Here is a 24,579-nt window from a genome sequence, read left to right as displayed (position 1 = left end):
TACCTGACACCCAACGAATTCAAGAAGCAGCACTGTTCAACTGAAGCAACCGAGGCCGTTCTTCAAGATTGAAACGGTCCGGAGAAATCAGGCAGGTCAACCCCTCGCTGAGGCTGAGGCACACTACTGCAGGCAACTCATAAGTGTCGTTGACATGCCCGCATTAACTCAACCCAACCGGCCTCCACGATTCCCGGTGCGGTACAGCGACGATATTGCCGACTGTGCTTCGGGATACTGGGTTCGCTATCTGCGCTCGCAATCGACTGAGAAAGCGCCTGTCATTGCGTGACGAGCCTCTGCGCCTAGGCGGCAGTGTGAAGAATGACGAACCGAAATTCGACTGTCTACGCTATTGTTGATCGTGATTACGAAAGTTAAAAATACTACGTGGGTCGTTCGTGTTGAGCGTTCACATCCGAAGGTGGGCTGTCGTGCGCTGGGGTTCCGGCGCGTCGCAGGTCAAGTCTTCTGGTGAAACGCTGTCCTTCGAACGACCAGGCCAGCGAGGTCACGTCTTGTCAACGTTTAGAACCTGACTTCGTCGAATCCTAGACCGAATGGCCGGTGGAGACGCCCGTGGAAAGCGCATCGGCACGCTGACGCAACGGCGACTGACCGGGCTACGCCGATCTTGTCGGGTCGTTCGTTTCGAGTCCGGCGAGCAAGTCGTCCACTGCAGCATATACGCGACCTACGACGTCTCGGCCGACCTTCTGTTCAAGCGCCTCGTATTCGGCTTCTAGGTCACGCGTGATCGCGTCGACCAGCTCGACGCTGAGTTTCGTCATTGACACCAGGACGCGCCGCTGATCTTTCACAAAGCGTTCCTTCGTGACAAGTTCAAGCGCCTCCATGCGAGCAAGCACGCCGGCCATACTGGAACTTGAGATCGTGCATATGTCGGAAAGAGTTCTCGGCTCTACGGGGCCGTGCTCGTGGAGCGCGCGAATGATTCGCCACTGCTGTTCGGTCAGTCCACGAGCCGAGATGAGCGGTCGGAATCGCTCCATCATCTTCTCTCGAGCCTGCAAGAGCAGCATTGGCAGGTTTCGGTGGACCAAGCTCCGACTTGATTTGACGCTCATACGCTCGAATTATTCTCAATCTGGGTCTGCAACCGGGTAGAAGCCCCGTATCAAAGCTTTAGCTTGACGTGAAATCATAGCAAGCGGAATAATACTCACATGTGAGTGAATTTATGAAGAGGCGGATACGATGTTTCCTCCAGTCGATTACCTAGTGCATCTTGACGGCGAAAGCCTGCCGCGCGATGTGGACGCAGACACTCTACGACAACTTTTGTCGAGCGGAAAAAAATGCCGCCCCCCGCAGGTGGGCACTGTCTACGGGACGCTGTTGAATGACCGAGGCGCGCTGGATGCGCTCGGCGACGCGGTCAACGCGGCGCCCTACAAGGCGCCACCCAAAGCACCGATTCTCTATGTCAGACCTCGCAACGCGCTCGCCGGCCACGGTTCAACCGTGGCGGTTCCCGAAGGGATCGACGGTGTCGAGATCGGCGGCTCGGTCGGGATTGTGATTGGACGTACAGCATGTCGCGTTCGCGTCGAAGAGGCACTCGATTTCGTAGGTGGCTATGTCGCGCTCGCCGACATTTGCATTCCGCACGCTAGCGTATACAGGCCTTCCGTACGTTTCCGCGCCCGCGACAACTTCTGCGTAATCGGCCCCTCTGTTGTCGGTCGACGCCACGTGAAAAGCCAAGACGAGCTAAGCATCAAGGTCCACGTGACCGGCGGAAAGTCCTTCTCCGCCTCTACTGCGACGTGCGTGCGGAAGGCCGCCCGACTCATCGCTGATGTCACCGAGTTCATGACGCTGAACCCGGGGGATGTATTGACCCTTGGCGTCCCTCAAGGGTCTCCGATCGCTAGAGCGGGAGACGAGGTGACGGTAACGATCGACGGTTGGGCGTCGTTGCGGTTCTCACTGGAGAACGAAGAAGCAATCGGAGATGCACGATGATGCGAGGTCGCGTTGCTTATGCGGGAGCGATTCACGAGGCGTATCCCCATCAAATTGGAGTCCGCCTTGCCGATGGACGGGTTTGCAAAGAGAACGAGGTCGTTTGGCTCAGTCCCATCGAGCCGGGAACGATTTTCGCACTGGGCTTGAACTACGCAGAGCATGCGAAGGAGCTACAGTTCTCCAAGCAAGAGGAGCCTCTGGTATTTCTCAAAGGCCCGGGTTCGGTGCTTGGTCACCGTGGCGTAACGCGTCGTCCAGATGATGTCACGTTCATGCACTATGAGTGTGAGCTCGCTGTCGTTATCGGAAAGCCCGCCAAAAACGTCATGCGCAACGAAGCGATGCAGTATGTCGCCGGTTACATGATCGCCAACGACTACGCGATTCGTGATTATCTCGAAAACTACTATCGGCCCAATCTTCGCGTGAAGAATCGCGACGGAGGTACTGTGCTGGGTCCCTGGTTCGTTGACGCAAGCGATATCGATGACGTGAACCAACTCGAGCTTCGCACCTATGTGAACGGCACACTGCATCAACGAGGAAATACGCGCGATCTGGTGATCGATCTTCCAATTCTCATCGAGTACTTGAGTAGCTTTATGACGCTTGCTCCGGGCGACATCATTCTCACGGGAACGCCGGATGGAATAGTGAACGTGCGTGCTAACGACGAGGTCGTCTGTGAAATCGACGGCCTTGGCCGGCTCGTGAACGTTATTGGATCCGACGCGGCTTTCAACCGCGAGTAACTGACCAGGACATGTAATGCGAATCGATCATTTGATTAACGGTAAGAATACCTCCGGGCACGATTACTTCGAGACTGTGAATCCGGCAACTCAAGAGGTTTTAGCGGAAGTCGCCAGCGGCACCGCAGAGGACGTTGATGCCGCAGTGCGTGCCGCCAAGCATGCGTTTCCTGCATGGGCGAACAAGCCGGCGACGGAACGAGCGAAACTGGTACGTAAGCTTGGCGAACTGATTACCAAGAATGTGCCTGAGCTTGCGAAGACGGAAACAAGCGATACCGGACAGACTATCTCTCAGACGGGGACGGCGCTGGTGCCGCGCGCGGCGAACAATTTTACGTATTTCGCTGAAATGTGCACCCGGGTCGACGGGCACACGTATCCGACCGACACGCATCTGAATTACACGCTGTTCCATCCGGTCGGTGTTTGCGCGCTGATCTCCCCTTGGAACGTGCCGTTCATGACGGCAACTTGGAAGGTTGCTCCTTGTCTCGCCTTCGGAAATACGGCCGTGCTGAAAATGAGCGAACTGTCTCCGCTCACGGCGTCAATGCTTGGCCAACTGGCGCTGGAAGCGGGAATACCTGCCGGGGTCCTTAACGTCGTACACGGTTACGGCAAAGAAACCGGAGAGCCTTTGGTCGCACATCCGGACGTTCATGCGATCTCGTTCACGGGTTCGACTGCGACGGGGAACCGCATTATCCAAGCGGCAGGACTGAAGAAGTTTTCGATGGAACTAGGTGGAAAGTCGCCCTTTATCGTGTTTGATGATGCTGACCTCGACCGTGCCCTCGACGCCGCTCTGTTCATGATCTTCTCCAACAATGGCGAACGCTGCACAGCCGGTTCGCGAATCTTGGTTCAGAAGTCAATTTACGCAAAGTTCGCCGAGCGCTTCGTCGAGCGTGCGAAGCGGATTACGGTCGGCGATCCGATGTTGGAAAGCACGATTATCGGGCCTATGATCAGCCAAGGACATCTCGCAAAAGTTCGGAGCTACATTGAGCTGGGTCCAAAGGAGGGCGCAACCCTCGCGTGCGGCGGCCTCGATGCGCCGTCTTTGCCCGAGCATTTGAGGAAAGGAAACTTCGTAGCCCCGACCGTTTTTGTCGATGTCGACAACCGCATGAAGATCGCCCAGGAGGAGATTTTTGGACCGGTCGCATGTTTGATATCGTTCGAAGACGAGGCCGAAGCGATCCGCTTGGCGAACGACATTCCGTACGGCTTGTCCAGTTACGTATGGACGGAGAACACCGGCCGTGCACTTCGCGTTGCGGCCGCTGTTCAAGCGGGCATGTGCTTCGTGAATAGTCAAAACGTCCGTGATCTGCGTCAGCCTTTTGGTGGCACAAAGGCATCTGGAGTCGGTCGTGAAGGCGGAACCTGGAGTTACGAGGTGTTCCTGGAGCCAAAGAATGTATCCGTATCGTTGGGGTCGCACCACATCCCGCATTGGGGCGTCTGATTGTCCACCCGAGCGAACTAGATCAGGAGGAAGAAATGGGCAAGCTTGCGCTGGCAGCGAAGGTGACGCACGTACCATCGTTGTATCTGTCTGAACTCGACGGGCCGCATAAAGGATGCCGTCAACCCGCGATCGATGGACATCACGAAATTGGTAGGCGATGTCGCGAACTCGGCGTCGACACGATCGTCGTCTTTGACGTGCACTGGCTGGTCAATAGCGAATACCACATCAATTGCGCCCCGAAATTCGAGGGAATCTATACGAGTAACGAGTTGCCGCACTTCATCAACAATATGGAGTACGCGTATCCAGGCAATACTGAACTCGGCGATCGGATCGCAGAAGTAGCGAATAGCATGGGGATCAAGACACGCGCGCATAGCAGGACTTCACTCGACCTCGAATATGGCACGCTGGTTCCGATGCGGTACATGAACGCAGATCAGCACTTCAAAACGGTTTCCGTTGCGGGTTGGTGCATGTGGCACGATCTGGCTACGAGTGCTCGTTTCGGACTAGCGGTTCGAAAAGCAATCGAAGAACACTACAACGGGACTGTCGCAATCCTTGCGAGCGGTTCTCTCAGCCATCACTTTGCTGAGAATGGAACTGCAGACAGATTCATGCATAAGGTTTGGGACCCGTTCCTTGAGCAGACGGATCGGGCCGTTATCGCCCTTTGGGAAAAGGGCGACTGGAAGACGTTCGTCGAGATGCTGCCGTTGTACAACGAGAAGTGTTGGGGTGAGGGCGGTATGCACGACACGGCGATGCTTCTCGGTGCGCTTGGCTGGAACAAGTACGAGGGGAAGGCAGAGATCGTCACGCCGTACTTCGGTAGCTCTGGCACGGGACAGATCAACGCCATTTTGCCAGTTACACCGCTTCCGAACTGAGACCGGAGAAAGCAACGTGCCTCATATGACGATCGAGTACAGCGAAAACCTCGCTGACGAGGATAGCATCGGCTTGCTCTGCAGTAAGCTTGCGCGGTGCCTCGAACATCAGTGTGAAAACGGCACAATCATCTTCCCCCTAGGCGGTATTCGTGTTCGCGCCCTGCGCTGCCACGAGTATTGCATTGCGGACGGGCAGATCGAAAATGCCGCGTTCTTGCACGGAACATTGAAGATTGGCGCTGGCAGGTCGGAAGCTGCGAAGAAAGCAACAGGTGACGCGTTGTTTAGCTTGATAAAAGAGCACTTCGCGAATGCTTTCCAGGTCCGGGGCCTCGCCCTTTCGCTTGAATTAGGTGAATTCAGCGAGGTTGGGACCTGGAAGCATAACAACTTACATGCAAGGCTTAAGGCCGCGCTTTAGAAGGTAGGCAACATGTTAGACAAGCAGACAATCCGCGAGCTCGCGGAGAGACTCGACCAGGCCGAAAAGTCGCGTATTCAGGTGCGCCACTTCTCCGGGCAGTATCCGCAGATGACAATTGAAGACGGATACGCCATCCAGCGCGAGTGGGTGAAGATCAAGCAGGCAGAAGGGCAGGTAATCAAAGGGCGTAAGATCGGCTTGACCTCAAGGGCGATGCAGCGCTCGTCTCAAATCAACGAACCGGACTATGCGCCGCTTTTCGACAGCATGTTCATCGAAAACGGGACTGACATTCCCGCGAGCCGTTTCATTGCGCCGCGGGTCGAAGTTGAACTTGCCTTCGTGCTAAAGCACTCTTTGAAGGGCCCGGGGATCACGCTGTTTGATGTTCTCGATGCAACGGCATATGTCACGCCGGCAGTCGAGATCATCGACGCGCGCATCGAGCAGTTTGACAGAGAAACTAAGGTTCCTCGGAAAGTCTTTGACACTATTTCCGATTTCGCCGCGAACGCGGGCATTGTCATGGGCGGTCGGCCCGTTCACCCAACGGACGTTGATTTGCGTTGGGTCGGTGCCCTCTTGTATAAGAACGGGGTGATCGAAGAAAGCGGTCTTGCCGCAGCGGTTCTGAATCATCCTGCAACCGGCGTTGCGTGGCTTGCCAACAAAATCGCGCCGTACGACGAAGGGCTCAACGCCAACGACGTAATCCTCTGTGGCTCATTCACCGCTCCGATCGCAGCCACGGCGGGGGACACATTCCACGTCGACTACGGTCCCCTTGGCGGGATTGCTCTCAATTTTGTGTAGGAAACGATGAACTCGATCGAGAACAGATTCAAGCGAGCTATCGCCGCCGATACGCCTCAATATGGAATGTGGGCGGCCCTTGCAGATTCCTACATAACCGAGCTGCTAGCAACTGCGGGCTTCGACTGGCTGCTCATCGACAATGAACACGCGCCTAATGACGTGCGCAGCACACTGGAGCAACTGCAGGCGCTAGCAGCATATGCCTCGCATCCGGTGGTACGCCCGGTCAAGAGCGACACCGCACTGATTAAGCAGTACCTTGACATCGGTGCCCAGACGCTCCTGCTGCCGATGATCGATACGGAAGAGCAGGCACGGGAGGCAGTCGCGGCGACCCGCTATCCTCCGCAAGGTGTACGGGGGGTCGGCAGTGCCTTGGCACGTGCGTCGCGCTGGAATCGGGTAACAGATTACCTTGCGACAGCGGCGAATGAAATCTGCGTGCTGGTGCAAGCTGAAACAGTTGCGAGCCTCTCGAATCTGAAGGCAATTGCGGACGTGGAAGGCGTTGACGGCGTGTTCTTCGGGCCGTCAGACCTCAGCGCGTCTATGGGCATTCTTGGCAAACCGGGTGCGCCCGAGGTTCGTGAAGCGATCCGTGAAGGCATTCGGACAGTGCGCGCCGCTGGGAAGGCGGCGGGAGTACTTGCCCCGGCCCCAGATCTTGCTCGCGAGTACGTCGAAGCGGGCGCTGTCTTTGTTGCAGTCGGGACGGACACCGGCCTATTAAGCACCGCCGCAGCACGACTCGCGTCGAAGTTCAAACACGCCCCGTCAACTCCGAACGCCGAGAGCGGCGGTTACTGAACCGGACGCAGCGATGCCCTGGTGCGACTCCAGACAGTAGATTGCAATGACGCTTCCGGCGAAGGAAGAGTGTAAAAGATTTGCACACACTCCCTGCTAGTCGCCCGGCGCACTGAAACATTATTTCGCATGCGCAGCCCTTGTTGCGCAATCCCGGAGCCGGCATCGAGGTTCTCTCTAGTAGGTCGCGAGTTGGCAGTTTCATTGTCGCAACTGTGGCGGATTTGGGCACGGTAATCTGCATACTCATATGTTCTCAGTTTATGAACCGCCCCGACTTTGTCGGAGACCGCCGAGTTGGCGCTACGCCGCGCGCGCCCCGGTGCCTTCCTAACTGCGGCCGAGTTGATCGATGGGCGTTGCGTTACTCCTCCCTGGGTTCCACGACCTAGGTGCAGCCGGCGCGAGGTCTATTGCGTCCAAATATCATGATAGCGGTCAGACATGCGTTTGCAGGAACCGTTTCTTCATCCACGACAAGGTCCACGGCACTTTCACCGACAAACATGCTCAGGCTGTCGATGGCGGTCAGGTTCCGCGCTTTTCGGGCGGCATCGTATGTCGGCGTCGCAGCATGGGGCGGACAATCCAGCTAGCGGAAGGAGTGATTGCGCTTTGAGTGATATGACGACGATGCGGGCCGCGGCGTAGAGAGCCCGTAGGGCGACGGGAGACGCGGCCCGCATCGCGTCGCGGCAGCGACATGGTAGAAAGGCGTTTGCCAAGGAAGAACAACAGGCGCGACGCCGGCCTCAACTGCCAGGTCCAGTCCGGCACCGCGCCTCCACAGGGTTTCCATGTGGCAGGCCTTCTGGCCGGCCGGGGAGCCGTGTGAGCTGCCAGTATCGCATTGCTCGCGCGGCCCGTCGACTTCAGTGAACCCGTCTCTTTGGCGTTCCAGGGGAACCGCCAATGCAGCCGCCTTCAGGTCGCCTGTATCTGTGCGCCCGTTGTCGGGCGCAGGTCTTCGTCTGCCGCCAGTGTGACCGTGGCAATCGATACTGCCGCGACTGCGCCGCCCATGCACGCCGCGACAGCGTGCGCGAAGCCGGGCAACGCTATCAGCGTTCCCGCCGCGGACGCTTCGCACACGCCGCACGCGCCCGGCGCTATCGGGTCCGGCGGCAATTCGTGACGCATCATGGTTCACCTGACTCCCCCGCCGATGGTGTACTGCAACCGGACCGCGACGACGCCGTTGCACTCGCCAACGCCGCCGTTCGCCCGGCGGCGCCGCCTCAGTTGAACTGTCGTTTCTGCGGCACCTTGCTCTCACCGCTGGTACGAACCGGCTTTGTGCGTCGTCGTGGTCTCCATCATGTTCGCCCCGAAGGCGTTGCCTTCGACCGTCGTTCTGATCGCGGAGGCCCCGATGACGATTCCGGTTGAGCTTGAGACGCAGATCCTGCGTCTCTACCACGTCGAGAAGTGGCCCTGCGGCACCATCGCGAAGCAGTTGCACGTGCACCGTGAGACGGTGCTGCGCGTGCTCGCCGGCGCCGGACTACCGCGATACGGCCCGACGCCGAAGCCCTCGATGATTGAGCCGTACCTGCCTTTCATCCGGCAGACGCTGGCGAAGTATCCGACGCTCACGGGCAGTCGTCTCTACGTGATGGTGCGCGAGCGCGGCTACAAGGGGGCGCGAGATCACTTCCGGCACATGCTCGCGCTGCATCGCCCACGCAAGCCCGCCGAGGCCTTCCTACGGTTGCGCACCTTGCCAGGCGAGCAGGCTCAAGTTGACTGGGGTCACTTCGGATTTGTCGAGATCGGTCGCGCGCGTCGGCCATTGATGGCCTTCGTGATGGTGCTCTCGTACTCGCGCGACATCTATCTGCGCTTCTTCCTCGATGCGCGGATGGAGAACTTTTTGCGCGGTCACATCGGTGCGTTCAACACGTGGTGTGGACTGCCGAGAGTTCTGCTCTACGACAACCTGAAGTCGGCGGTGCTTGAACGGCTCGGCGACGCGATCCGCTTCCATCCAACGCTGCTCGCGTTCGCCGGCCATTACCGCTATGAACCGCGCCCCGTTGCCGTCGCGCGCGGCAATGAGAAGGGACGCGTGGAACGCGCAATACGACATGTGCGCGAAGCCTTCTTCGCCGCGCGCAAATTCAATGACCTTGACGACCTGAACGCGCAGGCCGAGCAATGGTGCCGCACGCAGGCGGCCGACCGTCCGTGTCCCGAGGATCGCGCGATGACCGTGCGTGAGGCATTTGTTCAGGAGCAGTCGTTGTTACTCCCGCTACCTGCCAATCCGTTTCCGGTCGAAGAGCAAGTGGCCGTGAAGGTCGGCAAGACGCCCTACGTGCGCTTCGATCTGAACGACTACACGGTACCCCACACGCACGTGCGTCGCACGCTGAGCGTTCGTGCTGACCTCAACCAGGTTCGCGTGTTCGACGGCGCCGAGATGATCGCCAGCCATCGGCGCAGCTACGATCGAGCTGAACAGATTGAAGACCCACAGCACCTGAAGACGCTCGTCGAGTTCAAGCGTGAAGCGCGTCAACACCGCGGCATTAACAGCCTGACTCGCGCAGTGCCTTCCTGCCAGCTCTTGCTGATGCGCGCGGCTGAGCGTGGCGCGAATATCGGCGGGATCACGACCTCGCTGCTGCGCCTGCTCGATCGCTACGGCGCTGTCGAATTGCAGGCGGCCGTCGAGGACGCGCTGCGCGCGGGATCGGCGCATACGAACACCGTGCGGGCGGCGCTCGAACGTCGTCGCGCGGCGCGAGGGGCACCACCGCCCGTCGTCATCAATCTGCCGGAGCACGTGCGCCGTAAGGATGCGCCCGTGCAGCCGCACCGGCTCGATACCTACGATCAACTGGCAAGGGAGGAAGACGATGACCTCGACCACGATTAACAATGAAGTCCTGCGTCTACGCGCCAAGGCGCTGCGCCTGAACGGTCTCGTCGAACACTGGAGCGAAATCGACGGCGCCACATGGCTCGCGCCGCTGCTGCAGTGGGAAGAAGACGAGCGCGCGCATCGCTCGTTGCAGCGACGCATCCGGGCGGCGAAGCTGGGCAAGTTCAAGGCGATGGCCGACTTCGACTGGAGCTGGCCCGCGAGAATCGACCGCGCGGCGGTGGAAGACCTGATGTCACTCACATTCCTCACCGACGCAACCAACGTCGTGTTCGTCGGCCCGAACGGCGTGGGTAAGTCGACGCTTGCGCAGAACATGGCGCACCACGCACTCATCCAGGGCCACACGGTGCTGTTCAAGTCAGCTAGTGAGATGCTTGGCGAGCTCGCCGCGCTCGACAGCGATTCGGCGTTACGGCGGCGTCTGCACCACTACGCGACGCCGGACATCCTGGTGATTGATGAGGTCGGCTACCTCTCGTACTCGAACCGGCATGCCGACTTGCTGTTCGAACTCGTCAGCCGCCGGTATGAGGCACATTCGACCATCATAACGACCAACAAGCCGTTTAAAGAATGGTCGGACGTGTTCCCGAACGCGGCCTGCGTGGTGTCGCTGGTCGACCGCCTCGTGCATCGCGCCGAAGTGATCTCAATCGAGGGCGAATCGTATCGACTCAAGGAAGCGCGCGAGCGCAACGAAGCCCGGGCTAGGCAGCGCAAAACCCGCAAGCCTCCCACTAAGACGGAGACCGCGTGATGAGCCGCCCCTTGTTGCGATCGGGGCGCCGTCGCAGATTGCCGTTCACCGTTCCCGACGACTGGACGCCTGAGCAGGCACGTGCCGTGTCCGAAGTCCTCGATGATCTGCTCGCCGTCGTGACTGACTTCTATGGCGTTCAGCTTAATGAACTGCTGCGTGAGCAGCGCTCTTCCGAGGCGCGCACGAGTACTCACCGACGCGACCCGCCGTTCTGACGTAAATACAGTGCATCGAAACGAAGGGACCTGCGAAGCCCCTCGTGCTCGAACACATCACTCTGACTTGCGCCGCCCAAAAAGCGCGGTTTTGCAGCGCCGTCAACAAGCGTTGGCCCTTGAGCGGATGAAAAGGATGGCGGATCTCAGCCCAACCCAAATGCTCGCTGAGCTCCTGTGCAGTTCGCGTTGACCGTCGCTGCGGTGCCCGACAGGGACATGCTGGCGGCGGCCGCGATTCATGATGGCACACCGGCGCTCGGCACACCGTCTGAAGCGGAGAGTATCGTCGCGGACAACCGGGCTGTCGGCCTGACGCTGGGACGTCATCCGCTGGAACTGCTACACTCGGCGTGCACACCGCGAACATAGTTTACGATGCGGCATAGTTGGCGAACTTGGTCTACAACGTACGCTCGGCAACCATTTGTCCCGTACGCCAGCGACGTGAGCGATTTCGTCACTCAGCTCGTGCAGAAAAAACGTGCCCAATCCAATCAGCAAAATGAGAACGACAGAAAAACCCGGGATAAGCTGTGTAACTACCTTCAGATCTTGGAGAGTCTGCATGGCCAGTACATTCATTAACTTCTGAGAAGGAAACAATTCCCGTGCTGCGGAGTTCTGATGCAGAGCAAGTTTTTTGCGCCTGTTATCGGTAGGAGTCAACGGTGCTCTCGCTGGTGTATGACGTGCGACTTCCCGTCTGCGAGTCCGGCACCGCACGTTGGTCGGGGCCGACACTGGCCTGGCGGGGCCTCAAGGACCGTTGGTTCGACTTGGGCGCACGGCGCGCTTGCTCGTGATGCCGCATCGGGACTATCTCAAGACCACCACAGCCATCACTGCTGCTGCTGTAATCCGAATTACACAAAACCGGGCCGGTTCATGCATGACGATGCCGCAGAGGTCTCGGTCGCCTGACATCAACCAGCTGCCGACGACCGGCCCGTTGGTACACTGTGCCTACAAGCCGCGCTTCGTTCCAAAATGTCCGAGGCGCTGCATCGGGCGTTTCTGAGACCCGGGCGGGCACCCTTGGCTAGAATCGATGCTGGATCCCAATTCCGATACCCGTCGTATAAGACCCCGGATAGCCGGTGGTCAGTGAGGCCGTCATCAGACTCGTAAGGCCGTTCGTTTCTTTCTTTGCTTTCATCAATCCCGCGAATCCATAAATTTTGGTTCGCTTGCTCAGAAAATAATCTTCGCTTATGACATAGGTGCTTGTGCCGTTTTCTGCGTTCAAACGATCTTCCGAGAAGTAATAGGCGATGGTCATCGTCTGGGCGGGACTGATTGACCAGTTCAAGCCGCCATGAGCGACGATGACATGAGAGGGCGGCGTATTACCGATAGGAGCGACATTGTTGCCGAGCGGTAGTCGATAGTCGGTATAACCGCCTTTAACGGTCAGCGACCCAACGCGGTAACCGCCCCCTAGCATCCATGTGCGTAGGTCCCGTGCTCCAGTTGCGTTGTTCTTTTGGAGATACGCCGCGGAGAGGATGGCGTGGCCATTGTCGTAGGTGAGGCCTGTCGAGATCGTCTGGCCTTGAGATATGCTTCCTGGCGTGTTTCCGAACCCGTAAAGCGCACCGAATAGAAAGTCGCCTGCCTTGGTCGAATAGGAAACAGCGTTTTGCTCATACACCGTGCCGCTGGGATTGGCGCTGTTGCCTTGCAGGAAGTTCCACCATCCTGCCGCGCTGAAAGCGTTGGAAAGGCCGCGCGGATCAACCTGGGCGAGGGCGATATACGCCGGGTCAATCTGTTTTCCGACGGTCATTCGTCCGTATGGGGTACCTAAAAAAACGTTCGAGTACTCGTTAAACAGCGTGCCCGGAACCGTCAAAGCGCCGGAGCCAATCTGAAATTGCCCTTCGAGCTGAAACCCGACATTGTAGCCACCGCCGAGATCTTCTATTCCTCGTAATCCGATAGCGCTCGTGGCGTCACCACCAGAATTGAAAAGGTACAAAGGATGGGTTGTAGTGGCTATTGCTCCGGACCCACCGTTTCTGTTCTGGAATAGAAAGCCCGCGTCGACCAAACCATACAACGTCACACTTGTCTGGGCATTTGCTGCACCGGCGAGCAATATGCCCGTGATTAGTGTAATTGCTTTTTTCATGCTGTCTCCATTGCCCAAGGTATCGCTGACTATGATCAGAAGACAGCGGGCCGGGCATGTTTGTAAGTACCGCAAGGTTTATGCTTGCGACTGATTTTTTCGTGCGGCGCTGGCACCGTACTCTTCCTCATGGGTACGGTGCTTATATCGGTGTTGCGAATACATCGAGGTTCCAGTAGCTGGACAACGTCAAGCAGCACGGCCGCCCAGCGACAATTATCTTGGCCGGTCAGCGGGGGTTAATTGTCGCTGGCTAACTCATAATTGTCGTGCCTCCTTCCTGATTCTTTTCGGGTAATTGTCGCTGGCGAGCGCTTTGTTTGTCGCTGGCTTTACGACGACGATAACTTTCGACGTTGAGCTCGAAGATCGTCGAATGATGTACAAGCCGGTCAATGGCGGCCACTGTCATGCCCGGGTCAGGGAACACGTCATTCCAGCCGGAGAATGGCTGATTGGCTGTGATCAGAAGGCTTTTGCGCTCGTATCTCTCGGCAATTAATTCAAATAGCACGCTGGTTTCAGCCTGGTCCTTTCGCGCGTACGACAGGTCGTCCAGAATGATGAGGTCGAAACGATCGAGCTTGGCGAGTGCAGAGGGAAGCTGCAAGCTCTTGCGCGCAGCCTGTAGCTTCTGTACGAGTTCGCTGGTACGGGTGAACAACACCCGATAGCCGACATCGATCAGCGCGTGACCGATCGCCGAGCCCAAATGGCTCTTGCCGGTCCCGGGTGGCCCGAACATGAGAATGGTGGCGCCTTTCTCCAGCCAGGACTCTCCGCTGGCCAGAGCCATCACATGCGCTTTGGAGACCATCGGCAGCAAACCGAACTCTAACGTGGCAAGCGTCTTAGAGGGATCCAGATGTGACTCGTTGCGGTGTCGCTCGATGCGCCGTTTTGCACGCTCGGCCAGTTCATGCTCGAACAATGCGCCGAGCAGTCGCGAAGCCTGCCAGCCTTCTTTGTCCGAGCGTTCGGCGAACTCTGGCCACAACCTGCCAATGGTCGGCAGACGTAGCTCGTTGAGCATCAGGGCCAGGCGCCCGTTGTCGTGCGCGGGGGCGTTCATGCTGCCACCTTGCCGAGCAGTGCATCGTACACCGCTACCGGTGGCATCTCGACAATCACTTCAGGACACACGGTCTCGCGCGGCGCGAATTCCTCACGCAACTGCTTCAACTCAGGTAGCTGGCCGGCATCAAGCAATACATCGAGCCGCTGGGCCAGTACCGCTTCAACGCCGTGATGTCCGGCGAGTTCGAGCAACCCCACGATGATCTTGCATGCCTGACGCTGCGTCAGTTGTGCTTCCAGGCTCTCCCATGTCCGGCGATAGGCATCGCGCGGAAACAGCGCGTCGCGAATCGCGAGCCCTCTGAACGCTTGTGGCTTTCGTTTAAGGGATTCAATAAAGTGCCGGTAATCCAGTGCGTGGCGATTGTCGGCGGCACGCGAAGCGCGTGCGGTACTGTGTACCAGAGCGCTGGACAGAAAGCAGTCGAGCCGATCAGCGTAGAGTCGTACCTTCAGCCGGTGCCCAATCAGGCGTGACGGTGCGCTGTACAGGATGCCGCGCACATTGAACGTGCTGCACCGGGTCACAAGCGCTTCTTCCTCGACGAAGTCAGTGGTCCTTCGCTCTGGCAGAACCTGCAGACGCTCACGCTCGATACGGAAGGCCGCGGCATTGCGGCGATTGCGACGCATCACTACTTCCCGTATGAATTCATCGTAGGCGCCCCGCTCAGCGAAGTCGCGGTGACCGCGAAGCATCAACGCCTGATCGATCGCTTCCTTCAGATACCGATGCGACGATTCCACACTGCCGTTCTCGTGACCCATGCCGCGATTGTTGCGTGTACCCTGCATGCCGTAATGATCAAGCAGTGCGGCGTAACGCGTCGTGAAGTCCTCCTGTTCCCGCAGGTTTTTAAAAGCGGCGGACAGACTGTCGGAGCGGTGTTCGAGTGGACAACCGCCTGCCTGCCATAACGCGTTTTGCAGACCCGCCGCGAGCGCCTCGAAACTCTCGCCTCCCTCCACGACATTCGCATATTCCCAGCGTGAGAACGCCAGCACAAAGTGATAAAGCCGGTGGGCAAACGGGGCACCGCCGATCGTCACGCACAATTTGCTCATATCGGTAAAGTCCGACAATGCGCGTACTCCAGGCTGGTGTTCCTGGGGGAAGAACACTTCCCGGGTAGGTCCCTCCAATGCCCGCCACTGGCGAATCCGCCGCTCTAGCGTGCGTCGCATGCTATCGGGATAACGATCCGGGTGATCATCCTGCAGTTTGCGCAGAATCGTGATGCCCATCAGATGCGGTGCATTGCGTAACAGCGGCACGACTTCGCTGTCCCATACGTCAACGAAAGGATCAGTTCGGGTCCGCCATGACTGCCGTGGTTTCTGGGAGGGCAAGCTGGCATCGCACTCAATGCGGCGCGCCGTGCGAACGCTGATACCGGCCTTGGCGGCAGCGACTTCCTGGGAGTGGTGTTTGCGCTTGGACATGTAGAGACGAACCTGTTGGTCGGTGATACGGGTTCCAGACATGAGCTAACCGTCTCTACGAGCTTCGATCAGCCATCCTAAAGCCCCGCCAACGCGGCCGTGCCGGTGGATCGTCGTCTACGGCGGCTACGCCGCCTCCGACTTCTCACCACCGGCCAGCACTATCGTCAACGACCGGCCAAGATAATTGTCGCTGTCTAAGTAGCTGTGCTGTTTTGTACGGACTAGCGCATCGCGCAGGCTCGGTATCAGGTTTGGCAGCTACTGGCCGGGCGCGCTGACCGTTACCCTGGCGTCAGTAAGACTCTATTTGTCACCATTAGACGGATTATTGAAGGACCTCCGCCATTGAATGTGGTATAGCCACGGGGAATTCGATTAATTGCTGCCCTAAGCCCTTGCCCATCGTGTCGAAGTTGCGGGATGACACGGCGCCACCGGCCAGCGCGTTGTGTAGCAGGAAGTTCAGAGCATGCAGTCCCGGGAATTCGTAGCATTCGACGCGCGCTTTTTCCGGACTGGCATACAGGTGTGCAAACCAGTCACGAATGGCGTCCGTGGTCAGCGCAGCATTGATGTAAGGAACATACTCAGGCCTGCGCGCGATCACGCCGATGTTGGACAGATTGCCCTTGTCACCGGAGCGCGTCCACGCGAGGCGCACAAGCGGAACGGACACCGCGTCATCGGCTCGGGGCTTGGCTTTGGGTAGAGGCGCTGGTCGCTCACGGACCGGCGGTTCCTGTGCGCCGGTGGTTGCGACATCGACCTGCACGGTCTCGCCGTTCAGCGTCACGTAGACCGGTACGCGGGCCTTGTCCAGCAGCGTGGAATACATGCGCATCAGCGGAGAGACGGAGGCGCCCAGCAGACCCGCGGTGCCAGGCGCCATCGATACACCGGCCGCACGGGCGACGCGCACCAGCGGTTCGACCGCGCGCCGATCGACATGGTCGACGACGATGCGGTAGACCATCTCGCGAGCGTCATAAGCCGACGCGCGTGCGCCCTGGCTCGCACCGCTGCCGATGAGCTCGATCGATGTGCCAATGAAATCGCCATGGCCGGCGGCATGTGCAAGGCGCTGCAACCGCTTGACAATTGCCTCGGCGGTGCGCTGTGCCTTTTCATGCGCATCGGGACCCGACAGACAGCCGCTGACGACGCTACGCCACCCTTGCTGCTTCATGCAGCAGACCTTGTACGTACCGGTCGGTGCCACCCCGGTACCGCCGGTGACCCGCACCCGGTCTGGGGCCAGCAGTTCTAGTTTGACCTGGCTCAGATCGCACGTCACTTCGGGCATCAGGTAACGCTGCGGGTCGGTGGTCTCGTAGAGAATCTGTTCGGCTGTCGTTCCAATCGAAACCTGGCCGCCGGTACCGGGAACCTTCGTAAGGATTGCACTGCCGTCCGCGAAACATTCAGCGATCGGAAAGCTCATATTCGAGAAATCGACATCGCGCCAGTCTGTGCAGATGCCGCCCGACGGCTGCGGGCCGCATTCGAGCAGGTGGCCAATCACGGTCGCTGCGCCGAGTCGTTCGTAGTCCTCCCAAGACCAACCAAATTCGTACATCAGCGGTCCGACGATCAGTGCAGAGTCAACCACCCGACCAGTGATCACGATATCTGCTCCCATCGCGAGCGCCTGCGCAACCGGTCGCGCCCCGAGGTACGCATTGGCACTGTTGAGGTTCGCCGGCAGTGGTTCCCCGGAAAACATGTCCTTGCGCCCGGTGCCCAGGATATCAAGGACGTTGTCGCCATGCACCACGGCAATCTTCACCTTCAAACCCAGGCGATCAGTCACCGCTTGCAATGCCGAGGCACAGCCGAGTGGATTCAGGCCGCCCGCATTCGTGACGATCCTGACGCCCTGTTCTACCAGACTGCGCAGCCAGGGTTCCAGTTCTGGCCCAACAAACTCAGTGGAATAGCCCGCTTCGGGGTTGCTAGTGAGTTCAGCGGCGTAACCCGCTACGCCAGCTTCGTACAGGTAGTCGGCAACGAAGTAGTCGAGCTGCCCGTGATTGGCCATCTGCGGCCATGCAAGCGTCGTGTCGACAGAGCAGCCGGCACCAATTCGAATCATTTGTTTGGACATCGCATCTTCGAAATTTGTGAGAACAGATTCGATAATCTCAAGTCCCGAGGTTTGGGACCAACACCATTTCAGCATGTGTCGAGATCAAAACGACATACGTGAAACTGTCGACGTCAAGTCACGGTTGTCGAAGATATTCAAGCAGACGAGAGAGCAATGGTGATTCGCGTCCGGGTAGCCAGCTCAGTTCTGCACCCCATCCAAACTCGAAGTCCTCGGCTGAACGGATATCGACTTCGCCAGCGAAGCGAAGTGCTGGTTGTCGTCCGGCGAAAGCGATGCCTGCACCAGCGGCCACCAGCATGACAGTGGTCGGGAAGCTGTCGCTTTCCATCACAACGTGTGGGCAGAAGCCATATTCGGACCATGCCGCGTATAGCCGTTCCGTCAAAGCCGGTACATGTGAGCGGATTGGCATGATGAATGGCTCGGCTGCCATGTCGGCGAGGCGCAGCCGGGGCTGTTGCACAAGAGCGTGCCCCTTCGGGAACATGAATTCGAGCGGCTCACGTGCGAGCAGCTCGCGAGCGAGAGGGCCAGGGGGCGTGACGCCCTCATAGACCACACCCAGGTCGATGCGGCCGTCCTGCAGCGCTTCGAACTGCTGAGCGTGTGTCATTAGCTCAAAGCTTATGCGCACCATCGGATAGTCGCGCTGGAAGCGGCGGAACATCTCAAGTGCTGCCGCAGTATAGAGCGCCGCGGCCATGTAGCCCACCCGCACGGTTCCTGCGAGGCCTTGAGCCAGCGTGCGGGCCTCCTCGGTTGCCTGATCAACCTGCTCGAGGATCGACGCGGTTCGCCGCAGGAATTCGTGTCCTGCGGGAGTCAGTTCGAGCCGCGGCCCGCTGCGGTCGAGTAGCGCCGCGCCGATTTCCGCTTCCAGATCCTGCACTCGCCGGCTCAACGGCGACTGGGATATGTGCAGCCGTTCAGCGGCACGCGTGAAGCTGAGTTCTTCAGCGACGGCAACAAAATAACGCAGATGACGCAGTTCCATATCCGGTCCGGCTCGACAAGTCGATGAGGAAGACACTATGCCGCTTTCGTACATAAGCCGTGCTTAACCGCAGGTTAAGCGTTAACGGACTTACGCAAACGAGAACCGCGATCAAGAATCTAGCAAACCAAACGTGCCAGGAGACAACATGTCCTTTCTGTTCCCCGACACCGTGAGCTTTCGCGGTGTCTGCCGTCCAAGCCGTCTTGAAGCGGATGTAACCGATCTCGAGGTCGAAGGCGAAATTCCCCCTGAGATCCGAGGCACTTTCTATCGGACTGGTCCCGATCCAAAATTCCCCCCCCACCGCGGAGACGATCTCTACGTCCACGGTGACGGTATGCTCGGCATGCTGCGCATTGCCAATGGTCGCGCTAGCTACAAAAGCCGCTACGCGCGGACGCCGCGCTTCCTCGCAGAGGAAAGGGCGGGGCGTTCCCTGTTCGGAGACTATCGAAATCCCTATACGGATCTGCCGGAAGCGGAGGGCGTAAATCGAGGTACGGCCAACACCAATCTGGTCATGCACGGTGGCAGGCTTCTCGCGCTAAAGGAAGACTCCTACATGACCGAAGTGGATCCCGATACGCTGGAAACGTGGGGTCCGTGGACCGCAGGGGGGATCATCACGAGTCCCCATATGTCAGCTCATCCAAAGTTCGATCCAGTCAATGGGGAAATGCTGACCTTCGGCTTCCAGGCCAAAGGCATCGGCACGCGCGATCTCGCGTACTACGTTATTGACCGGAAAGGGGCGGTAGTTCATGAAGTATGGCTTGAGACGCCGTGGGCGCCGTTCATGCACGACTTCGCAGTTACCGAAAATTATGTGGTCTTTCCTTTGTTTCCGATCACGACTGTGCTCGAGAAAGTCAAGGCAGGACTGCCATATTACTGGTGGGATCCAACGGCCCCCACCATGCTCGGTGTGCTGCCCCGTCGCGGCAGGGCGAGCGACATCCGATGGTTCAAGGGGCCGCCCCGCTTTGGCTTTCATTTCTTTAACGCACATGAGAAGGATGGCCGTATTCATATATACGGCTGCATGAACGATCCGGCGATGCCGCCTGCTTTCCCGGTCCTCGGAACTGATGACCTCGTCGCTGGTTCGGAGGCGCATTGGGGCCAGCGGATGGACATCGCAAATGGGCCGCCGCCGCCTCTGACCTGGCTCACTGACTGGATCATTGATCCGGCAGGGCAGTCGGCTACTTTCGACGAGAAGGTTCTTCGCAAGGATATCTTCATGGAAGCGCCGCGGGTCGACGATCGCGTCGGAACGCGTGAACCGGGGATCGGGTGGGCACTCAGCCGCGACCCGTCACGTCCAACGCTTGGGGCCGAATGGGTCATCGTGGATTACAACTGCGTCGACCGATATGACTTTCAAACTGGGACGGTGAGCACGCTATGCGTGGGTCCCGAGGCGGCTCCGGCTGAACCTGTGTTCATCCCGCGTTCGCCGACATCTCCGGAGGGCGATGGTTGGCTCTTAATGCATCTGATCAAGGACAGCGGGTCGGGATCTGAATTCATCATCGTCGACGCCACCGAACTCGAAAAGGGACCGGTTGCGCGTATTCGTGTCCCGTTTCACATCCGCCCCGCCATCCATGGAAATTGGGTCCCAGCGAGCTGACATCACTCGATTCACCACCATAAATCAATACTAATCCGGAGACGTCATCATGAATCAGTTTCTGCCTCGGTCTACCCTGAGGCCGGAGGTTGCTGCCTTTCTTTGCCGCCAACACCGTCTGCTTGTCGGCGACCCGTGGTTGGCGGCGCGTAGCGGAGCCACACGCGCAGTCAGAGGCCCCGGCACCGGCCAGACTACTGCGCCCGTGGTGGAAGGTGACGCTGCGGGCATAGAGGCAGCGGGCCCGGTTTCCGCGAGCGGTCCGTGGCGCTCGATGAAGCCTCTCCAGCGGCAACAGTTAAAGCTCAGGCTAGCCGTCAAGACAGTGGCGGCGTCCCTATGAAAACAAGCGACGGTATGGAATACCGCCCGAAAGACGTGACCGTTCAGGCAGGCTCCGCGGTCCGCCGACGTTGGCTCATGTTCATGTTGTTCGTGATCACTACCTTCAACTTCATTGATCGCATCGTCTTTCTGACACTCGGGCAGCCGATCAAACAGGATCTCGGGCTGACTGATTTGCAGCTTGGCATCCTCGGAGGAGTATCTTTCGCCATCTTCTACTCGTTCGTCGGATTTCCGATCGCGCGGCTCGCGGAGCGTACTAGTCGGGTCCGACTGATTGCTGCCTCGGTAGCGTTGTGGTCGTTGATGACGACGCTATGCGGAGCGACAGGCAGCATGGTGCAGTTACTGCTGTGCCGTATTGGTGGCAGCATCGGCGAAGCCGGTGTGCAACCGGCCGCGATGTCGCTGGTTGCCGACCAATACCCACCGAGTCGTCGAGGCGGCGCACTGACCGTAATCTCTCTGGGTATGCCCCTGGGTCTGATTATCGGGTCTACAGCCGGTGGATGGATGGCTCAGGCGCTTAGTTGGCGCATGGCCTTCTTCATCGTCGGTGGCCCTGGTGTCGTGCTTGCATTTGTGACGTGGTTGACTTTGCGGGAGCCGGTGCGTGGGCAGTTCGATTCGCCCCAGAGCCGCGAGACTACAGATCAACCGCCGTCGGTTATGCAGGTGTTGCGGGTGATGACGTCCCGTTCTTCTTGTCGCAATTTCATGCTGGCGTTGGGATTGACTTCGATCGGAGCGCAAGGGATAGGCGCGTTCATGTTCCCATATTTTGTTAGAGTGCTTCACCTTCCTCTGGCTGAAGCGGGACTTATGTTCGGTACGATCGGCGGAATGGCAATGGGATTCGGCATGATGTTCGGAGGCTTCGGTGTCGACTGGATTAGCCGCCGAGATGGGCGATGGTACGGATGGGTACCTGCGATTGGACTCTCACTTGCCGCGCCTCTCTATCTGGTCGCGTTTATTGGGAACGACGTTACTGTATCGCTCGTGGCATTGACGCTGGGCGGCATGTTTGTGTTCATGCATTTCGGTCCGACGATTGCCGTTCTGCAAAACATGGTCGGTTCGCGCATGCGTGCGACAGCAGCATTTCTTTTCTTCTTCATTTCGAATCTGGTCGGTATGGGCATCGGACCCGTGTCGATCGGCTTTTTCAGCGACGTGTTGGCGCGCCGCGCATTTCCGTCCGGCAATTATATCGAAATGTGCCCAGGCGGCCTGGCACCGGCAGGTTCGGCATCCGGTCTTGCCCAAGCATGCCAGCATGCCTCTGCCGTCGGCTTGCAGCAAGCGATGGCGGGCTGCGCCTGCTTTCTGATGCTCGGAATGATTTTCTATCTCCGCGCGACGCGTTCCGTCCGACGGGATCTGGCTCTCGACTTCCCGCAATCCAGCGAGATGGCAACAGGAACGTTGCACCGCGCTTTCCCACTTAAATGAGAGGTTATGATGAAAAAACAGAGAGTCTGGTTTATTAGTGGATGCAGTTCGGGATTCGGTCGGGGCTTGGCTCGGGCCGCTCTCGAGCGAGGCGATTGCGTTGCGGTAACGGCACGCAACCTGGATGCAGTATCAGATCTTGTTGACAAGCACGCCGCGCGAGCACGTGCAATTCAGCTCGATGTGACCGATTCATCGTCAGTTCGCCGTGCGGTCGCGCAGGCGATCGAGGCTTTCGGCCGGATCGACGTATTGGTCAACAACGCCGGCTACGCGCTGCAAGGCGTCTTTGAGGACGCAACTGATGCCCAGATCCGGCGCGTCTTCGAAACGAACGTGTTTGGCCTGATGGATCTCACGCGGGCCGTAGTGTCAGGGATGCGAACTCAGGGTAGTGGACACATCATCAATCTGTCGTCGATAGTCGGGCGACTGAGCGGGCCATTACTCGCCTATTACAGCGCCACCAAATTCGCGGTCGAGGGATTGTCCGAGGCGCTGGCTGGTGAATTGACGGACTTTGGTATTCGCGTGACATTGATCGAACCGGGCCCGTACGCCACGGACTTCGCCTCGCGTTCGCTGGATCCGATTGCGTCCAGTGACGCTTACGTCAAGCTCACCGAGCGTGCAAATGCCAGTTATGCCGGCATGATATTCGACGACCCGCAGGCAGTGGTGGATGCCATAGTTCAGGTGGCAAGTTTGGCTACGCCGCCGCTGCGCCTGCCAGTCGGCACTCAAGCATTGGGCATGGCTCGCGACGCATTGCGAGCTCAATCGACCGAGCTTGAGCGATGGGCCGGACTTTCGACAGGAGGCGGCTATGTCGTCTGATTCGGCTGCGACTTCGACCGTACCGTCTGTTGATGGGGAATGCATGTTTGATGTTAGTCTGATTATCAACAACGAAAGGGTTGGGGCGACCGACGGCAAGACCTTCGACACTCGCAATCCGATCAGCACACGGATTGCAACGCGTGCGTCGGCGGCTGGCGTTGCCGAAGCACGTGCGGCGGTTGACGCCGCCGCACGTGCGTTTCCCGTGTGGGCTGAATTGCCCCCCGGTCGGCGACGGGAACTGCTGTTGCGCGCAGCAGACGCGCTGGAAGCTCGCAAGGCCGCATTTGTCGATGCAATGATGGCCGAGACCGGGTCTACGAGCGCGTGGGCAGACTTTAATGTAACCTTGGGCACCGATATGCTCAAGGAAGCGGCTGTGTTGACCACACAAATCCGGGGCGAGGTCATACCTTCGAACGTACCGGGTAACCTGGCTTTAGCGGTGCGTCAGGCCGCCGGTGTGGTACTGGGCATTGCACCGTGGAACGCCCCGGTGATTCTGGGTGTGCGTGCGCTTTCCACACCTCTCGCCTGTGGTAATACGGTGATCCTGAAAGGCTCCGAACTGTGCCCGCGGACCCATTCCCTGATCGTGGAGGCTTTGATAGAGGGCGGTCTTCCGCCCGGAGTGGTCAATTACGTGACCAACGCGCCTGAGGACGCCGGTGCAGTCGTGGAAGCAATGATTGGGCACCCGGCGCTCAAGAGAGTCAATTTCACGGGATCGACCCGTGTTGGGAAGATCATCGCCACCACCTGCGCGAAGTACCTTAAGCCGGTGGTGCTTGAGCTTGGCGGGAAGGCGCCTCTGTTGGTTCTCGACGATGCAGATCTTGAGGCGGCTGTGGATGCGGCCGCTTTCGGTGCCTTTCTGAATCAGGGGCAGATCTGCATGTCGACTGAGCGTGTCGTTGTCGACAATAAGGTTGCAGACGACTTTATGGCGTTGTTCAGTCGAAAGGCCCGCAGCCTGCGTGCGGGTGATCCGCGAGAGGCCGGACCAGCCGTGCTCGGCTCGGTTGTCAACATGGCGACGATCGAACGTTGCAACGCGCTCATTGACGATGCAGTGGCGAAGGGAGCGCAAATCGTTGCAGGAGAAAGGGCAGACACCACGCTGATGGCGGCTACGGTCCTGGATTACGTCACACCAGCGATGGATATTTACCGCGAGGAGAGTTTCGGTCCGATCGTTGCCGTGGTACGGGTCGATGGTGAGGAGGCGGCTATCGCTACGGCCAATGACAATGAATTTGGCTTGTCTTCAGCCGTGTTCACAAGGGATGCTGCGCGCGGCATCAGGGTGGCGAAACGCATCGAGTCGGGCATCTGTCACATCAACGGACCCACCGTTCATGACGAAGCGCAGATGCCCTTCGGCGGCGTGAAGAATTCGGGTTACGGGCGCTTTGGCGGCCAGGCGGGCGTCGACGAATTTACTGAGTTGCGTTGGATTACCGTGCAGACCAGCGGTCGACATTATCCATTCTGACCAGTTATGAAA

General features: G+C 58.7%; 21 protein-coding genes. 14 read left to right on the top strand and 7 right to left on the bottom strand.

Going from position 1 to position 24,579, the window contains the following annotated elements; all coding sequences use genetic code 11:
- Window positions 1-623: 623 nt before the first annotated feature.
- On the bottom strand, window positions 624-1,043 hold the full coding sequence (hpaR, locus tag QCE73_RS37585) for a homoprotocatechuate degradation operon regulator HpaR (RefSeq protein WP_309885892.1): 420 nt from the start codon (window positions 1,041-1,043) through the stop codon (window positions 624-626).
- 175 nt (window positions 1,044-1,218) lie between these two features.
- Here hpaR and QCE73_RS37580 point away from each other — a divergent pair, with 175 nt between their 5' ends.
- Genes QCE73_RS37580 through hpaI form a run of 7 tightly spaced genes read left to right on the top strand, consistent with a single transcriptional unit; the run spans window position 1,219 to window position 7,167 of the window.
- Window positions 1,219-1,989 carry a fumarylacetoacetate hydrolase family protein gene (locus QCE73_RS37580; protein WP_309885891.1) on the top strand — a complete coding sequence of 257 codons (771 nt, stop codon included), beginning with the start codon at window positions 1,219-1,221 and terminating at the stop codon, window positions 1,987-1,989.
- Window positions 1,986-2,744, top strand: coding sequence for a fumarylacetoacetate hydrolase family protein (locus QCE73_RS37575; RefSeq protein WP_309885890.1), 759 nt, complete (start codon window positions 1,986-1,988; stop codon window positions 2,742-2,744). The genes QCE73_RS37580 and QCE73_RS37575 overlap by 4 nt, the downstream gene beginning before the upstream one ends.
- Window positions 2,745-2,760: 16 nt before the next feature.
- Window positions 2,761-4,218 carry a 5-carboxymethyl-2-hydroxymuconate semialdehyde dehydrogenase gene (hpaE, locus tag QCE73_RS37570; RefSeq protein ID WP_309885889.1) on the top strand — a complete coding sequence of 486 codons (1,458 nt, stop codon included), beginning with the start codon at window positions 2,761-2,763 and terminating at the stop codon, window positions 4,216-4,218.
- Between the two features lie 35 nt (window positions 4,219-4,253).
- Window positions 4,254-5,117: a 3,4-dihydroxyphenylacetate 2,3-dioxygenase gene (hpaD, locus tag QCE73_RS37565; RefSeq protein WP_309885888.1), complete on the top strand. Its 864-nt coding sequence runs from the start codon at window positions 4,254-4,256 to the stop codon at window positions 5,115-5,117.
- A 16-nt stretch (window positions 5,118-5,133) separates the two neighbouring features.
- A complete protein-coding gene (locus QCE73_RS37560) occupies window positions 5,134-5,541 on the top strand; it encodes a 5-carboxymethyl-2-hydroxymuconate Delta-isomerase (protein ID WP_309885887.1) in 408 nt (135 codons plus the stop codon).
- Window positions 5,542-5,553: 12 nt separating this feature from the next.
- Window positions 5,554-6,357 carry a 2-oxo-hept-4-ene-1,7-dioate hydratase gene (gene hpaH / locus QCE73_RS37555; protein WP_309885886.1) on the top strand — a complete coding sequence of 268 codons (804 nt, stop codon included), beginning with the start codon at window positions 5,554-5,556 and terminating at the stop codon, window positions 6,355-6,357.
- Between the two features lie 6 nt (window positions 6,358-6,363).
- The gene (gene hpaI / locus QCE73_RS37550; RefSeq protein WP_309885885.1) at window positions 6,364-7,167 is read left to right on the top strand and encodes a 4-hydroxy-2-oxoheptanedioate aldolase; all 804 of its coding nucleotides are present in this window, start codon (window positions 6,364-6,366) and stop codon (window positions 7,165-7,167) included.
- A gap of 924 nt (window positions 7,168-8,091) precedes the next feature.
- Here the strand turns inward: hpaI and QCE73_RS37540 are convergent.
- Entirely contained in the window at window positions 8,092-8,310 is a 219-nt protein-coding gene (locus QCE73_RS37540) for a hypothetical protein (RefSeq protein ID WP_035970957.1), read from the bottom strand.
- A gap of 229 nt (window positions 8,311-8,539) precedes the next feature.
- Here QCE73_RS37540 and istA (QCE73_RS37535) point away from each other — a divergent pair, with 229 nt between their 5' ends.
- The 3 genes from istA (QCE73_RS37535) to QCE73_RS37525 are packed head-to-tail and all read left to right on the top strand — an operon-like array spanning window position 8,540 to window position 11,032.
- On the top strand, window positions 8,540-10,048 hold the full coding sequence (istA, locus tag QCE73_RS37535; protein WP_309885883.1) for an IS21 family transposase: 1,509 nt from the start codon (window positions 8,540-8,542) through the stop codon (window positions 10,046-10,048).
- Complete coding sequence (istB, locus tag QCE73_RS37530; protein WP_309885882.1) at window positions 10,029-10,814, top strand: IS21-like element helper ATPase IstB; 786 nt, start codon at window positions 10,029-10,031, stop codon at window positions 10,812-10,814. The genes istA (QCE73_RS37535) and istB (QCE73_RS37530) overlap by 20 nt, the downstream gene beginning before the upstream one ends.
- On the top strand, window positions 10,814-11,032 hold the full coding sequence (locus QCE73_RS37525; protein WP_309885881.1) for a hypothetical protein: 219 nt from the start codon (window positions 10,814-10,816) through the stop codon (window positions 11,030-11,032). The genes istB (QCE73_RS37530) and QCE73_RS37525 overlap by 1 nt, the downstream gene beginning before the upstream one ends.
- A gap of 1,042 nt (window positions 11,033-12,074) precedes the next feature.
- Here the strand turns inward: QCE73_RS37525 and QCE73_RS37520 are convergent.
- The 5 genes from QCE73_RS37520 to QCE73_RS37500 all read right to left on the bottom strand — a co-directional run bounded on the left by QCE73_RS37520 (window position 12,075) and on the right by QCE73_RS37500 (window position 18,793).
- Window positions 12,075-13,166, bottom strand: a complete 1,092-nt coding sequence (locus tag QCE73_RS37520) for a porin (RefSeq protein ID WP_309885880.1) — start codon at window positions 13,164-13,166, stop codon at window positions 12,075-12,077.
- 253 nt (window positions 13,167-13,419) lie between these two features.
- The gene (gene istB, locus QCE73_RS37515; RefSeq protein ID WP_309885879.1) at window positions 13,420-14,238 is read right to left on the bottom strand and encodes an IS21-like element helper ATPase IstB; all 819 of its coding nucleotides are present in this window, start codon (window positions 14,236-14,238) and stop codon (window positions 13,420-13,422) included.
- Window positions 14,235-15,728 carry an IS21 family transposase gene (gene istA / locus QCE73_RS37510; RefSeq protein ID WP_309885878.1) on the bottom strand — a complete coding sequence of 498 codons (1,494 nt, stop codon included), beginning with the start codon at window positions 15,726-15,728 and terminating at the stop codon, window positions 14,235-14,237. The genes istB (QCE73_RS37515) and istA (QCE73_RS37510) overlap by 4 nt, the downstream gene beginning before the upstream one ends.
- 286 nt (window positions 15,729-16,014) lie before the next feature.
- The gene (locus tag QCE73_RS37505) at window positions 16,015-17,793 is read right to left on the bottom strand and encodes an acyclic terpene utilization AtuA family protein (RefSeq protein WP_309885877.1); all 1,779 of its coding nucleotides are present in this window, start codon (window positions 17,791-17,793) and stop codon (window positions 16,015-16,017) included.
- A gap of 118 nt (window positions 17,794-17,911) precedes the next feature.
- Window positions 17,912-18,793, bottom strand: coding sequence for a LysR family transcriptional regulator (locus QCE73_RS37500; RefSeq protein WP_217092486.1), 882 nt, complete (start codon window positions 18,791-18,793; stop codon window positions 17,912-17,914).
- Window positions 18,794-18,941: 148 nt separating this feature from the next.
- On the opposite strand from QCE73_RS37500, the gene QCE73_RS37495 reads away from it, so the two are divergent.
- The 4 genes from QCE73_RS37495 (at window position 18,942) to QCE73_RS37480 (ending at window position 24,567) form a co-directional block, all read left to right on the top strand.
- Entirely contained in the window at window positions 18,942-20,432 is a 1,491-nt protein-coding gene (locus tag QCE73_RS37495) for a carotenoid oxygenase family protein (RefSeq protein ID WP_309885876.1), read from the top strand.
- Window positions 20,433-20,771: 339 nt separating this feature from the next.
- A complete protein-coding gene (locus QCE73_RS37490) occupies window positions 20,772-22,232 on the top strand; it encodes an MFS transporter (protein WP_309885875.1) in 1,461 nt (486 codons plus the stop codon).
- Between the two features lie 6 nt (window positions 22,233-22,238).
- Window positions 22,239-23,069: an SDR family NAD(P)-dependent oxidoreductase gene (locus QCE73_RS37485; protein ID WP_309885874.1), complete on the top strand. Its 831-nt coding sequence runs from the start codon at window positions 22,239-22,241 to the stop codon at window positions 23,067-23,069.
- 43 nt (window positions 23,070-23,112) lie between these two features.
- Window positions 23,113-24,567 (top strand): aldehyde dehydrogenase, encoded by a 1,455-nt coding sequence (locus QCE73_RS37480; protein ID WP_309885895.1) that lies wholly within the window; start codon window positions 23,113-23,115, stop codon window positions 24,565-24,567.
- Window positions 24,568-24,579 lie beyond the last annotated feature (12 nt).

This window comes from Caballeronia sp. LZ029 (assembly GCF_031451275.1).
GTDB classification, from domain to species: Bacteria; Pseudomonadota; Gammaproteobacteria; order Burkholderiales; family Burkholderiaceae; genus Caballeronia; species Caballeronia jiangsuensis.
The sequence above is the reverse complement of the archived record's forward strand: the minus strand, read 5'-3'. Positions and strand labels throughout refer to the sequence as shown.

What these genes read in the sequence shown, in the direction of transcription:
- hpaR (WP_309885892.1), bottom strand. Translation starts at nt 1,043, where the DNA reads ATGCTGCTCTTGCAGGCTCGAGAGAAGATGATGGAGCGATTCCGACCG.
- QCE73_RS37580 (WP_309885891.1), top strand. Translation starts at nt 1,219, where the DNA reads ATGTTTCCTCCAGTCGATTACCTAGTGCATCTTGACGGCGAAAGCCTG.
- QCE73_RS37575 (WP_309885890.1), top strand. Translation starts at nt 1,986, where the DNA reads ATGATGCGAGGTCGCGTTGCTTATGCGGGAGCGATTCACGAGGCGTAT.
- hpaE (WP_309885889.1), top strand. Translation starts at nt 2,761, where the DNA reads ATGCGAATCGATCATTTGATTAACGGTAAGAATACCTCCGGGCACGAT.
- hpaD (WP_309885888.1), top strand. Translation starts at nt 4,254, where the DNA reads ATGGGCAAGCTTGCGCTGGCAGCGAAGGTGACGCACGTACCATCGTTG.
- hpaH (WP_309885886.1), top strand. Translation starts at nt 5,554, where the DNA reads ATGTTAGACAAGCAGACAATCCGCGAGCTCGCGGAGAGACTCGACCAG.
- hpaI (WP_309885885.1), top strand. Translation starts at nt 6,364, where the DNA reads ATGAACTCGATCGAGAACAGATTCAAGCGAGCTATCGCCGCCGATACG.
- QCE73_RS37540 (WP_035970957.1), bottom strand. Translation starts at nt 8,310, where the DNA reads ATGATGCGTCACGAATTGCCGCCGGACCCGATAGCGCCGGGCGCGTGC.
- istA (WP_309885883.1), top strand. Translation starts at nt 8,540, where the DNA reads ATGACGATTCCGGTTGAGCTTGAGACGCAGATCCTGCGTCTCTACCAC.
- istB (WP_309885882.1), top strand. Translation starts at nt 10,029, where the DNA reads ATGACCTCGACCACGATTAACAATGAAGTCCTGCGTCTACGCGCCAAG.
- QCE73_RS37525 (WP_309885881.1), top strand. Translation starts at nt 10,814, where the DNA reads ATGAGCCGCCCCTTGTTGCGATCGGGGCGCCGTCGCAGATTGCCGTTC.
- QCE73_RS37520 (WP_309885880.1), bottom strand. Translation starts at nt 13,166, where the DNA reads ATGAAAAAAGCAATTACACTAATCACGGGCATATTGCTCGCCGGTGCA.
- istB (WP_309885879.1), bottom strand. Translation starts at nt 14,238, where the DNA reads ATGAACGCCCCCGCGCACGACAACGGGCGCCTGGCCCTGATGCTCAAC.
- istA (WP_309885878.1), bottom strand. Translation starts at nt 15,728, where the DNA reads ATGTCTGGAACCCGTATCACCGACCAACAGGTTCGTCTCTACATGTCC.
- QCE73_RS37505 (WP_309885877.1), bottom strand. Translation starts at nt 17,793, where the DNA reads ATGTCCAAACAAATGATTCGAATTGGTGCCGGCTGCTCTGTCGACACG.
- QCE73_RS37500 (WP_217092486.1), bottom strand. Translation starts at nt 18,793, where the DNA reads ATGGAACTGCGTCATCTGCGTTATTTTGTTGCCGTCGCTGAAGAACTC.
- QCE73_RS37495 (WP_309885876.1), top strand. Translation starts at nt 18,942, where the DNA reads ATGTCCTTTCTGTTCCCCGACACCGTGAGCTTTCGCGGTGTCTGCCGT.
- QCE73_RS37490 (WP_309885875.1), top strand. Translation starts at nt 20,772, where the DNA reads ATGAAAACAAGCGACGGTATGGAATACCGCCCGAAAGACGTGACCGTT.
- QCE73_RS37485 (WP_309885874.1), top strand. Translation starts at nt 22,239, where the DNA reads ATGATGAAAAAACAGAGAGTCTGGTTTATTAGTGGATGCAGTTCGGGA.
- QCE73_RS37480 (WP_309885895.1), top strand. Translation starts at nt 23,113, where the DNA reads ATGTTTGATGTTAGTCTGATTATCAACAACGAAAGGGTTGGGGCGACC.